Source organism: Bordetella genomosp. 5, assembly GCF_002261475.1.
In the GTDB taxonomy this organism is placed as follows: Bacteria; Pseudomonadota; Gammaproteobacteria; order Burkholderiales; family Burkholderiaceae_B; genus Bordetella.
Genome location: NZ_NEVN01000004.1, coordinates 16460 through 28992, shown reverse-complemented (window position 1 = coordinate 28992; position 12533 = coordinate 16460). Strand labels below are relative to the sequence as shown.

The following is a 12533-nucleotide window of genomic DNA, read 5'->3' as shown; positions in this document are numbered from 1 at the left end:
TAAAACGAAAAAAACAGAGACGACAGCCCGATCAGGACTCGTCTTCGGGCTCGTCGGGCACGCCAGAGTGCGGCCCGCGATTGGCGCGGTCGATCAGCATCGACATTTCGATGCCGCGCGTGATTTGCGGATCATGGAAGAACCGCAGCGTGGGAACAGTGTGGATGTGCAGCAGCTTGTAGAGCTGCGAGTGCAGCCAGCCGGCCTTCTCGTTCAGCAAGGCGGCAGCGGTCTCGGGCTCGGCGCCCAGGACCGTGAAGAACACCTTCGCGTGTGCGTAGTCGGCCGAAAGCTCCACACCCGACAGCGTGATCAGTCCGGCGCGGGACATATCGATCTCGCGCTGGATGATCCCGGCCAGATCCTTCTGGATCTGGTCGGCCAGCCGCAGATTGCGGCCGGGGATGGCTTTGGACTTGTGACGGCTCATGTAGAAAACGACTTGAATCGCACGTATGCCTTACAGCGTACGCGCAATTTCCTTGATTTCAAAGACTTCCAGCTGGTCGCCCATCTGGAGATCGTTGTTGCCGCGCAGGGTCAGACCGCAATCGAAGCCCGACTTGACTTCCTTGACGTCGTCCTTGAAGCGGCGCAGCGAATCGAGCTGGCCGGTCCACTGGACCACGTTGTTGCGCAGCAGGCGGACCTGCGAATCGCGACGCACGTAGCCGTCGAGAACCATACAACCGGCGACGGTACCGATACGCGAAATCGTGTAGACCTCGCGCACTTCGACCAGGCCGATGATCTCTTCGCGCTTCTCGGGCGCCAGCATGCCCGACATGGCTGCCTTAACCTCATCCACGGCGTCGTAGATGATGTTGTAGTAGCGCAGGTCGATGCCGTTGTTCTCGGCCAGCTTCTTGGCGCTTTGTTCGGCGCGCACGTTGAAGCCGATCACGACGGCATTGGAGGCGATCGCAAGGTTGACGTCGCTTTCGGAGATGCCACCCACGGCGGCATGCACCACCTGGACGCGCACTTCGTCGGTCGACAGCTTGGTGAGCGAGGCCACCAGTGCTTCCTGCGAACCCTGCACGTCGGTCTTGACGATGAGGGGCAGCGTCTGGGTGCCTTCGCCCATGTTGTCGAACATGGATTCGAGCTTCGCGGCCTGCTGGCGAGCCAGCTTGACGTCGCGGAACTTGCCTTGACGGAACAGCGCGATTTCGCGGGCCTTGCGTTCGTCGGACAGCACGATCAGTTCGTCGCCAGCGGCGGGCACGTCGGTGAGACCCTGAATTTCGCAGGGAATCGACGGACCGGCGGCCTGGATCTGCTTGCCGTTTTCGTCGAGCATGGCGCGCACGCGGCCGAAGCTTGCGCCGGCCAGCACGACGTCGCCGCGCTTGAGCGTGCCGCTCTGCACCAGAATCGTGGCCACCGGGCCGCGACCCTTGTCGAGACGGGCTTCGATGACCAGACCCTTGGCGGGTGCCTCGATCGGTGCCTTGAGCTCGAGAATTTCGGCTTGCAGCAGCACGTTTTCGAGGAGGTCGTCGATGCCGGCGCCGGTCTTGGCGGACACGGACACGAACGGCACGTCGCCACCGTATTCTTCGGGCACGACTTCTTCGGCGACCAACTCCTGCTTCACGCGCTCGGGGTTGGCATCGGGCTTGTCGATCTTGTTGACGGCCACGACCAGCGGCACGCCGGCGGCCTTGGCATGGTGAATGGCTTCACGCGTCTGGGGCATCACGCCGTCGTCGGCGGCGACCACCAGAATGACGATGTCGGTAGCCTTGGCACCGCGAGCACGCATGGCCGTGAAGGCCTCGTGACCCGGGGTGTCGAGGAAGGTCACCACACCACGGCCGGTTTCGACGTGGTACGCACCGATGTGCTGCGTAATGCCGCCGGCTTCGCCCGCGGCGACCTTGGCGCGACGGATGTAGTCGAGCAGCGAGGTCTTGCCGTGGTCGACGTGACCCATGACGGTGACGACGGGGGCACGCGGTTGCTCTTCGGCATCCGACGCCACGGGCGCCAGGTCGAGGAAGGCTTCCGGATCGTCGAGCTTGGCGGCGATGGCCACGTGACCGAGCTCTTCCACCACGATCATCGCGGTTTCCTGGTCGAGCACCTGGTTGATGGTGACCATCTGGCCCAGCTTCATCAGGTGCTTGATCACCTCGGCGGCCTTGACGGACATCTTGTGGGCCAGGTCGGCCACACTGATGGTCTCGGGCACGTGGATTTCGCGTGCGATGAATTCCTGGGCTGCCGGCTCGTTGCGGCGGTCGTTCTGCTGATGACGGTTGTTGCGGCCCTTGCCACCACCACCCTTGCCACCCGCGCGCCAGCCGTCGCGCGACGGCGCGGCGGGCGCCTTGTCGGCGGGCTTCTTGCGCGACGCGTCGTCGGACCAGGTGGACGACACTTCGGCCGTCTTGATGACCTTCTTGGCGCCCGGAGCGGCCGGCTTGGCGCCGTCCTTCTTGGGGGCAGCAGCGGGCTTGCCGGCAGGCTTGTGCAGCGTACCGGTGATCGCGCCCGCGGCGGGCTCGGGTTCCGGTGCGCGCAACACCTTGCGCGGACGGTTCAGCATTTCGCGCAGCGCGGCGGCTTCGGCTTCGGCGGCGCGACGGGCGTCCTCGCGGCCGGCACCGCCGGCGGAGGCGGCCACGGGGGGCGCGGCACGGCGAGCGTCGGGACGCGCGGCGGACTTGGGTGCGTCGGCACGAGCGGCGGCAGGCTTGCCGGCGTCGGATTGGGGCTTGGCGGGCGCGGCGGCCTGCGCTTTGGAGTTCAGATCGGTTTGAGCTTGCACAACAGGTTCAGATCGAGCAGCTTCAGCCGGTTGCTCGACGGCAGGTTCATTCTTGGCTTCGGGCTCGGCGGGCTGCGCCGAAGACTGCTTGCTGGAAGCCTCGGGTTGAGGTTCGGACTCGGACTCAGGCTCAGCCTGGGCCGCGGGTTGGGCGGAAGCCGGAGCCGGGGTGGCTTCGGCGGGCACGACCGGCGCGGCGGGCGCTTCGGCCACGGGGGTCGTCGCAGGCGCAGCCTCGGGCGCGGTTTCGGTGGCGGGCGCCTCGGCGGCCGGCTCGGCCTTGGGCGCTTCTTGCACTTCGGGCGCCGGCTCGGCCGCGGCGGCGGGCGCCTCGGCGGCGGCTTCTGCGACCGGGGCGGCCTTCACGTCGGCAGGGGCGTCCTGGACGGGCGCCTCGGCGGCCGGCGTCTGCGCAGCGGGCGCGGCGGCGGCGTCCTGAGCCGCGACATCGGCGGCTTCGGCCTGCTCGGCGGCCTGTTCGGCGGCGAGCTCGGCCGGATCACGCTTGACGAAGACGCGCTTCTTGCGCACTTCGACCTGGATCGTACGCGAGCGACCGGTGGCATCGGCCTGGCGGATTTCCGAAGTCTGACGACGCGTGAGCGTGATCTTCTTGCCTTCGGAACCGCCATGCGCGCGGCGCAGCGAGTCGAGCAATTTCGCCTTGTCGCTGTCGGTCACGGCATCGTCGACCGATTTGAGGTCAACACCAGCCGCACGCAGCTGCTCCAGCAGCGTGTTGGCAGGCATTTTCAGCTCGGTGGCGAACTGGGCGACAGTATTACTCGACATTAGGCTCTCTTCCCTATATGCAGCTATTTACAAACTTCAACTCGCGGCGGATCGCCGGCCTGATAGGCGGGGCGGATCATTCCTCGTCGAACCAGTGAGCGCGTGCACGCATGATCAGGTCGCTTGCCTGGCTTTCGTCCAGGCCGGCGATCTCGGCCAGCTCATCGGTGGAGAGCTCGGCCAGATCATCACGCGTGTGCACTTGACGCTCGGCCAGCTTGGCAGCCAGCTCGGGCGTCACGCCTTCGAGTTCGAGGAGGTCCTGCGCCGTTTCGAGCCGCTCTTCCTGGGCGATCGCCTCGGTCAGCAGCGCGTTGCGGGCACGGGCACGCAGCTCGTTGATGGTGTCTTCGTCGAATGCCTCGATTTCCAGCAGTTCCTGCATGGGCACGTAGGCGATTTCTTCGATACCGGTGAAACCTTCATCGATCAGGATGTCGGCGACCTCTTCGTCCACGTCCAGCTTCTGCATGAAGGTGGCGCGCAGCGAGGTACGCTCGGTTTCCTGGCGGTTCAGGCTTTCTTCCGGCGTCATGATGTTGATCTGCCAGCCGGTCAGCTCGGAGGCCAGACGCACGTTCTGGCCCTTGGCGCCGATCGCCTTGGGCAGATTTTCTTCGTCGACCACGACGTCCATGGCGTGCTTGTCTTCGTCGACCACGATGGATTCGACGTTGGCAGGCGCGAGGGCGCCGATCACGAACTGGGCCGGATCTTCGGACCACAGCACGATGTCGACTTGTTCGCCGCCGAGCTCGTTACGCACGGCGGTGACACGCGAGCCGCGCATGCCGACGCAGGTACCGATCGGGTCGATACGCTTGTCGTAGGCGATCACGGCGATCTTGGCGCGCACGCCAGGATCACGGGCCGCGGCTTTGATCTCGAGCAGACCCTGCTCGATCTCGGGCACTTCGTTTTCGAAGAGCTGGCGGATGAATTCGGGCGACGTGCGCGACAGGATGACCTGCTGGCCGCGGGCGGCATGGTCGACACGCAGCACGAAGGCGCGCACGCGATCACCGATGCGGAGGTTTTCCTTGGGGATCATTTCCGAGCGCGGCAGACGGGCTTCGATCTTGCCGGTTTCGATGATGGAATCACCCTTGTCCATGCGCTTGATCGTGCCCGAGATGATGGTCTCGCCACGGTCGAGGAAGTCGTTGAGCACCTGCTCGCGCTCGGCGTCACGGATCTTCTGCAGAATCGCCTGCTTGGCGGCCTGTGCGCCGATACGGCCGAATTCGACCGGCTCGAGCGGCTCTTCGATGTACTCGCCTTCCTGGATTTCGGGCACGATCTCCTTGGCGTCCGACAGCATTTCCTGCTTGTCGGGCTCTTGCAGACCGGCCTCGTCAGGCACCACGAGCCAACGGCGGAAGCCTTCGTGGCTACCCGTCTCGCGATCGATCGAGACGCGGATATCCGCATCTTCCTTGAAACGCTTTTTCATGGCCGAAGCCAGCGCGCCTTCCAGCGCCCCGAACACGACATCGCGCGTGACGTTTTTCTCACGCGCCAGTGCATCGACCAACAGAAGAATTTCGCGACTCATCGCTTTTTGCCCTTGAAATCCAGAACGGGATCCAGCTTGGCGCGCTCGATGTCAGCGAGCGTGAAGCTCAACACCTGGATATCGTTCTTCTTTGCCTCAAATTCGAGACCGAACATCGCCGTGTCCTGCGCCGCGCCTTCAGCGGAAGGCGCCGGCTCGGCCAGACTCAGGATGCCGGTGAATACTTTGCGTCCGTCGATGGCGTCGCGCAGCTTGATCTCTACGCGCTCGCCCACGAAACGGCGGAATTCTTTTTCGGTGCGCAAGGGCCGATCGACGCCGGGCGAGCCGACTTCGAGACGCTTGTAGTCGATGTTTTCGACTTCATACACACGCGAGAGCTGGCGCGAGACCTGCTCGCAGTCTTCGATGCGCGCACCGCCTTCACGGTCGATCGTCACGCGCAGCAGTCCCATGGCGGCACGTTCGACATCGACGAGTTCGATGTCCATGCCAGCCAGCGCTTCTTCGGTCAGTGTGAATAAATCAGCCATACGCTCAAAAAAAATGGGCTGTACGCCCAGCCCACCCTATTGCCTGCCCGAGATGCCACCAGAACGCCCGCCTTAAAAACGGACATCGCCCCGACAACCCTCTCCAGACAGACCCAATGTTGCGACCTGCGCCGTGGAAATACCGGTATCAGCTACCGCGAGCTCGCAGGCTCGTGACCACGGCAGTGGCGGACAGAAAGGAGCCCGATACCGCCAGGCCCTGCACGGCGTCCGCCGCTATAACGTCTGTTTTTTCGTTGCGCCTGCCTTGCGCAGCCAGCTCAACGAGCCCGCGGATCGCGCGTCGCACGATACCGGCAACCGCGGCACACGGCCCGCAGCGCGATCACGAAAGCGCCGTGGCAGGCAAACCTGCGGGTGCTTCGTCCGTACTGGCCACATGCAGCGCAGTCTCTGCGCGGTTTTTGCTCAGCTGCTGCAGTTTCTGCAGCTGCCATGTACTGCCACCTGCATCAACCTACACCCGAGGGGCAGAACGCAAAAACCAGCAACGCTGGCGCGGTTCTCCATCGCCACCCGCCAAAAACCGGCCGAGGCAAAAGATACGCGCGCCACGAAAACGAATGATTCTACCAGAAATTGAAAGAAATTGCCTGATTCGTCGCGGGTTTACGCGTAATCGGGACATATCTCTGGCAGCTCGGGCATCGTGCCGCGGACGCGCCGCGGCACGACGGACCCGCATCGATCAGCGGTCGCCGCGGCCCCGGCCACCCATGAATCCCAGGCGGGACTCGTGCGCCGAAGCGCCCTTGGGTTGCCAATCGTCGCCACGACCGGCGCCACCACCATTACCACCGCGGCCGCGGGGCTTGCCGGAGGCTGCCGGCTTGTTGCCTCCATTCGCCGATTTGGCGGCGCGCGGCGGCTTACCACCCGCACCCTGCGCCTTCTGATTGCGACCCTGACCCTGACCCTGGCCCTGGCCTTGACCCTGACCGGGGCCCGCGCCACGCGGCTTCTTGCCACGCCCGCCGGCGGGCTTGTCAGCGCCCTCGACACCCGGGCCACGCGGCTGGCCGCGGCCACCCGGCGCCGCCTTGCGCGCGCCACCGCGACCCTTGCCGCCTTCGGCGCGAGCACCGCCCGCCTTGCCGCCCGCGCCACCCTTGCCACCGCGGCCCGAGCGATTGCCATTGGCATCGCCACCGAGCGGATGACCGTTGGCGTAGCCGCCGGTGATCATGAGACCCGTGCCGAAGGGATCCGACGGACACGCCGCGGCCTGGCCCGCGCTACCGGCGCGACCGCCCTGCAACTTGCCGCGACGGCCGATACGCGCACCGTTCATGCCATTGCGATCCATGGTGCCGAACCCCGGCGGCAGCGCGCTGTCATGCGACTGCGGCTGGCGCGACTTGCGGCGTCCGCCCTCGGAATCGTCGTCGTCATCGCGCAACAGACCGAGCTGGACCATCAGCGCGCTCACCAGCTTGCCGTCGAGCTCTTCCCAACGACCGCGGCGCAGGCTGCGCGGCAGCACGATGTCGCCGAAGCGCGTGCGGATCAGGCGGCTCACCGTGACACCCACCGCCTCGAACATGCGGCGGACTTCGCGGTTGCGGCCTTCCTGCAGCGTGACGCGATACCAGCGATTGCTGCCGTCGCCACCGATGTATTCGAACGAACCGAACGCCGCCGTGCCGTCATCGAGCTCGATGCCTTCGGTGAGGGACTTGCGCTGAGCCTCGTCCATCTCACCCAGCACGCGCACGGCGTACTCGCGCTCGGTGCCGTAACGGGGATGCATGATGCGGTTGGCCATGTCACCGGAGGTCGTGAAGATCAGCAGACCTTCGGTGTTCAGGTCCAGACGGCCCACCGACAGCCATTTGCCGGTGCGCAGCTTGGGCAGGCGCGCGAACACGCTGGCACGGCCGCCCGGGTCGTCATGGCTGACGATCTCGCCGGCCGGCTTGTGATACAGGATCACGCGCGGCGGCTTCTTGGCATTCGGACGCATCACGGGCTTGCCATTGACGCGCACCTGATCGTTGGCCGCGACACGCTGCCCGATGTGGGCCGGCTCGCCATTGACGGACACGCGGCCCGCCACGATCAACTCTTCCATTTCGCGCCGCGACCCGATACCGGCGTCGGCCAGCACCTTGTGCAGCTTGGGCATGACCGCTTCGCTGTTGAGGTACTTGCCCAGACGCTGTTCGATGCGCTCGGCGTTGTCGAGATAAGACAGAGCCTGGTCGGCATCGCGCTCGGCGGCCGGGTCCGCGGCGTAGGCCGGGAACTGATCGCCGCCCTCTCCACGAGGCGCGCGCTCACCGCGGGGCGAGCGTGCCCCGGGCGGACGCTCGCCGCGAGGGGCGCGCTCGCCGCGAGGGGCGCGCTCACCCGGAGCGCGCTCGCCGCGAGGGGCACGCTCGCTCTTCTCGCCTTTTGCGGCACGTTCGGCCTTCGGCGCACGTTCACCCTTGGCGGCACGTTCACCCTTCGGCGCGCGCTCACCCTTGGGCGCACGCTCACCACGAGGCGCTCGCTCGCCCTTCGGGGCGCGTTCGCCACGGGGCGCGCGCGCAGGACGCTCGTCAGGCGCGGCGCCCTCTACCGCGGGGGCAGCCTCGGAGGACTCGCCATCGCCCGCGGCGGCTTCCGCGCCCGGCGCCTGCTCGGCATCACCCCGGCGGCGACGGAACGGCGTGCGCAGCTTGCGGCCACGGCCACGGCTGCCCGCATCGCCCTCGGCGCTCGCGCCGGGCTGCTCTGCGCCAGCGTCGGCGGCGTCGTTGCCCGGGCCCGGGGTATTGTCATCCTGCATCGTGATATTGGTTGTCACTGGGACAGCTCCGGATTTCAAACTTGGGAAGGCTTGCCGTCGGCAAGCTCATCGTCATCATCATTGGACGGATTCGATGCGCCAGACACGCCGGGCAAAGCCTCGGGCGCGGGGGGCGCGATCTCGGGTTCTTGCAGGCCCGGCTGGAATTCCGGCGCGGGCGCTGGGGGCGTGGTTTCGCCGGGCACGGACGGCGGATCGATACGATCCGAGTCGAGCTGTGGCACCTCGGGCACCACATCGGCCAACGGTACGCCCAGAGGCGCGCGCGGGGCGCTCGCCTGGACATCATGCGAAGCTTCGGAAGGAAGCGCCGCGGGGGGAACAGCATCGATCCGGGCGCGGCCCGAAAGCCCTGCGGGATCGCCAGCGGCAAACCCTGCCGCATCGGCGACACGCCCTGCCCCGCTCGCCACCCCGGCCGGATCCTGATCTTGCGAATCGGGGTCTTGTTCGGGGGTTTGCTCCGAACTTTGCTCCGAACTTTGCTCGGGGGTTTGCTGGGGCTCCTGCTCGGGGCGTTGCTCCGGGTTTTGCCGGGGCTCCTGCTCGGGCTCCTCCGGGAGACTCGGCTTTTGGCCTTGCTCTTGCCCGGCATCGGAAACCGGCGCGGCGCCCTGAAGTTCGACACCTTGCAGGTCAACACCCTGACCGTCGGCACCGTCGGCACCCTCGCCGTCGAGCGCCGGATCCGAATCGGAGGCGACGCGCGAAACCATCGATTCTACGCCATCTGCGTCCTGTGCGTCAGGCAAAGCTTCGGGCGTGTGCGACGCGGTTGCGACCGCAACGTCTTCGACCACGCTGTCGCCCGGCTCCTCGGCAGGCGGCAGATCTTGCGCCACCGACGTCCGGGCCTCGCCGTCGGGGGCTGATTCGCCAGGGGCGACGTCGGCCTGCGAGCCCGCCTCGGCGCCGCTCTCGGCGGCGTCGGCGTCCTGCGCGCGATCGGCGCCCGGCTCACCATCGAGCAGCGCGCCCTGCTCCGGCGCATCACCCAAGGCATCGCCCACGGCCTGCGCGGCGGGATCGGTCTCTTCCGGCGCCAAGCCTTGTGCGATCGCAATCTCTTCCGGCTGAATTTCGGCCCCGCCCAGATCGAGGCCGGCCAGCGCGGCGGCGGCCTGCGCCGACTCGAGCGGCGGCAGCTCATCGAGCGCGCGCATGCCCAGATCGTCAAGGAATTGGCGCGTCGTGCCGAACAGTGCCGGGCGACCCGGCGCGTCGCGGTGGCCGATCACTTCGATCCAGCCGCGATCCTCGAGCGCCTTCACGATCTGCGACGACACGGTCACGCCGCGGATGTCTTCGATGTCGCCGCGCGTCACGGGTTGACGCCAGGCAACGATGGCGAGCGTCTCGAGAACGGCGCGCGAGTACTTGGGCGGGCGCTCCGGATTGAGACGCTCAAGATAGCGCTGCATGGCCGGGCGGCTCTGAAAACGCCAGCCCGATGCCAATTGCACGAGCTCCAGCCCGCGGCCGTCCCACTGCGTTTGCAGGGATTCGAGGCAGGCGCGCAGCGTGTTGTTGTCGAAGTCGGGGCTCTCGCCAAAGAGCTTGCGCATCTCGGCGATCGGCATCGGCTGGCTCGCGCACAAGAGCGCGGTTTCCAGCACGAGAGTGGCTTCGCTATCGTTCATTGGTACTCATCAAAAAAACGGCAAACTTGCACCAGGTTGGAATTCAGAGTAATATCTTTCTTCTCAGACGCGGGGTGGAGCAGTCTGGCAGCTCGTCGGGCTCATAACCCGAAGGTCGTAGGTTCAAATCCTGCCCCCGCAACCAGTTATTGATTGAAGCCCGGTTTTCGAACCGGGCTTTTTTCATTTCTGCCGCCGGCGCAGCATGAGCAGCAGCCACAGCATGAGCAGCAGCCACAGCATGAGCAGCAGCCACAGCATGAGCAGCAGCCACAGCATGAGCACCAGCCGCAACATGAGCACCGGCCGCAACATGAACACTGGCCGCGAGATGAGCCCCAGCGTGAGCCCCAGCGCGGGCATGCGCCTGAACAGCACAGCCTGACGAAACAGGCGCAACATGACCGTGCGAGGCCGAAGCCGAAGCGACCTCGGCAACGGCCATGGCACGAGCCGCGGCCGCACGCGCAACCGCCAGGTCCGCGCCAACACCCCTGGAATCTCCCGCCCGTAGCCCTGCCGCGACGGCTGCGCGCGCAAGGCCTGCGACAGCGCGCACCAGGCCCCACCAGCGCGGCATCTCCGCGCAACAGGCCCGCGCAGCGCGTACGCAGCCGCGAACGGCCGCATGGATGCGCGCAAAAACGCTGAAGCACATCCAGACGCAGACGCACCAGCGCGCGGCCTCGGCCGGATGGCGATGGCTGGCGGGTGTGGTCATGAGCCCGAAGAACACGATGTGTCTGTTTTCAATTGCTTAGGGTTAAACGCCGCGGCCCGATCCGCACGCTGGATGGGCCACGCAGCATCCGCGGATGCTTGCGCGCGAACTGCGCGCTGGCCGCGCGCAAACACGGCGTACAGAGCAAAAAAAATGCGCAGGGCAAGGTATTGCACGGCATCGATCGCCGCGACAGCGCGGCGGTCAGTCCAGGCAAGCGCCCGTGCCACCGCCGAGGCGGGACCGACGCCGCAAAGAGACCGGACAACAATACGGCGGGACAACACCGGACAAACCGGCCACATGCCCCGCCCGACGGTACATCGGCCGCCTGCGGCCACGACGACTATCTCGTGGTGAACCCAGACCGCCAGGATGACGCTGAATCGCAGGACCGGCGCGCCATGGTGGCCGATCAGCTCACCCGGCGCCGTGCGACGACGGAGAGCCAGGTGTGCCGGACATCGCTGGCCCGATCAGGCCAACTGCCGACGACGATTCTTGGACGATTATGGTTGCTGCCAGGAGAGCCGCCCCGCCCCTATAAGGGCGCAGGCGCGGAACCGCAGCGTGAAACAATTATAGCCCCCAAGGCAGAAGGGGCAACACCCCCATAAGGATGATCCGCGCGGCCCTCATGTCAGGCCTTGATCTCCTGATCCCAGGGCGCAGACCCGAGTCGCTCGACCAGAAAATCCAGCATCGCACGGAGAATGAGCGGCATCTGGCGCCGCGAGGCGTACACGCCATGAATGCCGAGCACCTGGGGTTCGCACTCCGGCAGAATGGCGCGCAGTCTGCCCGCCGCCACCTCGGGCGCCGCCAGATAGGTGGGCAGCAGCGCAACGCCGGCGCCGCCCAGTGCCGCGCGCATCAATACGACGGCCTCGTTGGCGGTGATATTGCCGCTCACCGGCACATCGACGGTTTCGCCATCGCGCACGAACCGCCACAGACTGCGGCCGTAGTAGGAATGCGTGAGACAGTTGTGCAGCGAGAGATCCTCCGCCCGCGCGGGCAGCCCCGCGCGCTCCAGGTATGCCGGCGCGGCGCAGACCAGCGAGCGGCAGTCGGCGAGGTGACGCGCGATCAGATTGGGATCTACATCGTTGGTGATGCGGACCGCCAGATCCACACGCTCTTCGACCAGATTCACCGCCCTGTCGACGAGCATCAGGTCGACGGCGGCGCCGGGATAGCGCCCGACGAACTCGCTCACCACCCCGACAAGCTGGCTTGTGCCGAACGACATCGGCGCCGTCACGCGCAACAGCCCTCGCGGAGACGCCTCGGGCGTGGCAACGGCGTCGCGCATGTCGCCGACGAGATCGAGCATGCGGCGGCAACGAGGCAAGGTTTCCGCGCCCGCCGGCGTCAGGCTCAGGCGCCGCGTCGTGCGGTGCAGGAGACGCACGCCGACCCATTCTTCGAGTTCGGCCAGGTAGCGCGACACCATGGCGCGCGACATATCCAGGTGCGCGGCGGCCGCAGACAGGCTGCCCCGGTCCGCCACCTCGACAAAGACCTGCATGGCTTTCAGGCGATCCATGATTGTCTCGTTTGACGCATCAGATTGCCTTTGTTTATACCGTATTTTGATCGGATGCAGGCCCTCCGAGGGCGATCTTCCGCCCGGCCCATCGTTGCGGAGACCCCGACGCTCACTGGCAGCGCCTGACGGGAAAAACAGGCCGGCAACCCGGCGCGACGACACGCGCCGCGGTCGCACGCACAGGGCGT

Annotated in this window: 7 protein-coding genes, 1 tRNA gene and 1 pseudogene; 1 reads left to right on the top strand and 8 read right to left on the bottom strand. The window is 66.4% G+C overall.

The features are described 5' to 3' along the window. Positions 1-31 precede the first annotated feature (31 nt). From rbfA to scpB, 6 genes and pseudogenes are all read right to left on the bottom strand, one after another. Positions 32-430, bottom strand: a complete 399-nt coding sequence (rbfA, locus tag CEK29_RS06675) for a 30S ribosome-binding factor RbfA (protein ID WP_094800544.1) — start codon at positions 428-430, stop codon at positions 32-34. Between the two features lie 30 nt (positions 431-460). Continuing rightward, the gene (infB, locus tag CEK29_RS06670; RefSeq protein ID WP_094857648.1) at positions 461-3568 is read right to left on the bottom strand and encodes a translation initiation factor IF-2; all 3108 of its coding nucleotides are present in this window, start codon (positions 3566-3568) and stop codon (positions 461-463) included. A 76-nt stretch (positions 3569-3644) separates the two neighbouring features. Further along, complete coding sequence (gene nusA / locus CEK29_RS06665; RefSeq protein WP_094800548.1) at positions 3645-5123, bottom strand: transcription termination factor NusA; 1479 nt, start codon at positions 5121-5123, stop codon at positions 3645-3647. Next, on the bottom strand, positions 5120-5617 hold the full coding sequence (gene rimP, locus CEK29_RS06660) for a ribosome maturation factor RimP (RefSeq protein WP_094800550.1): 498 nt from the start codon (positions 5615-5617) through the stop codon (positions 5120-5122). Before rimP ends, nusA begins: the two co-directional genes overlap by 4 nt. A 709-nt stretch (positions 5618-6326) precedes the next feature. Continuing rightward, on the bottom strand, positions 6327-8411 hold the full coding sequence (gene rluB, locus CEK29_RS06655) for a 23S rRNA pseudouridine(2605) synthase RluB (RefSeq protein ID WP_141218331.1): 2085 nt from the start codon (positions 8409-8411) through the stop codon (positions 6327-6329). A 1000-nt stretch (positions 8412-9411) separates the two neighbouring features. Continuing rightward, positions 9412-10072: pseudogene (gene scpB, locus CEK29_RS06650) on the bottom strand (SMC-Scp complex subunit ScpB); the annotation flags it as partial. Between the two features lie 68 nt (positions 10073-10140). Between scpB and CEK29_RS06645 the strand changes: the two are divergent. Next, positions 10141-10217 (top strand) — tRNA-Met (locus CEK29_RS06645). A 38-nt stretch (positions 10218-10255) separates the two neighbouring features. On the opposite strand, the gene CEK29_RS06640 is transcribed toward CEK29_RS06645, so the two are convergent. Both CEK29_RS06640 and CEK29_RS06635 read right to left on the bottom strand, forming a co-directional pair. Beyond that, complete coding sequence (locus CEK29_RS06640; RefSeq protein ID WP_094857647.1) at positions 10256-10474, bottom strand: hypothetical protein; 219 nt, start codon at positions 10472-10474, stop codon at positions 10256-10258. A gap of 959 nt (positions 10475-11433) precedes the next feature. Then, positions 11434-12342, bottom strand: a complete 909-nt coding sequence (locus tag CEK29_RS06635; protein ID WP_094857646.1) for a LysR family transcriptional regulator — start codon at positions 12340-12342, stop codon at positions 11434-11436. Positions 12343-12533: the final 191 nt, after the last annotated feature.

Excerpts from the sequence above, each read along its gene's own strand:
- rbfA (WP_094800544.1), bottom strand. The coding sequence starts at position 430 with ATGAGCCGTCACAAGTCCAAAGCCATCCCCGGCCGCAATCTGCGGCTG.
- infB (WP_094857648.1), bottom strand. The coding sequence starts at position 3,568 with ATGTCGAGTAATACTGTCGCCCAGTTCGCCACCGAGCTGAAAATGCCT.
- nusA (WP_094800548.1), bottom strand. The coding sequence starts at position 5,123 with ATGAGTCGCGAAATTCTTCTGTTGGTCGATGCACTGGCGCGTGAGAAA.
- rimP (WP_094800550.1), bottom strand. The coding sequence starts at position 5,617 with ATGGCTGATTTATTCACACTGACCGAAGAAGCGCTGGCTGGCATGGAC.
- rluB (WP_141218331.1), bottom strand. The coding sequence starts at position 8,411 with ATGCAGGATGACAATACCCCGGGCCCGGGCAACGACGCCGCCGACGCT.
- CEK29_RS06640 (WP_094857647.1), bottom strand. The coding sequence starts at position 10,474 with ATGTTGCGCCTGTTTCGTCAGGCTGTGCTGTTCAGGCGCATGCCCGCG.
- CEK29_RS06635 (WP_094857646.1), bottom strand. The coding sequence starts at position 12,342 with ATGGATCGCCTGAAAGCCATGCAGGTCTTTGTCGAGGTGGCGGACCGG.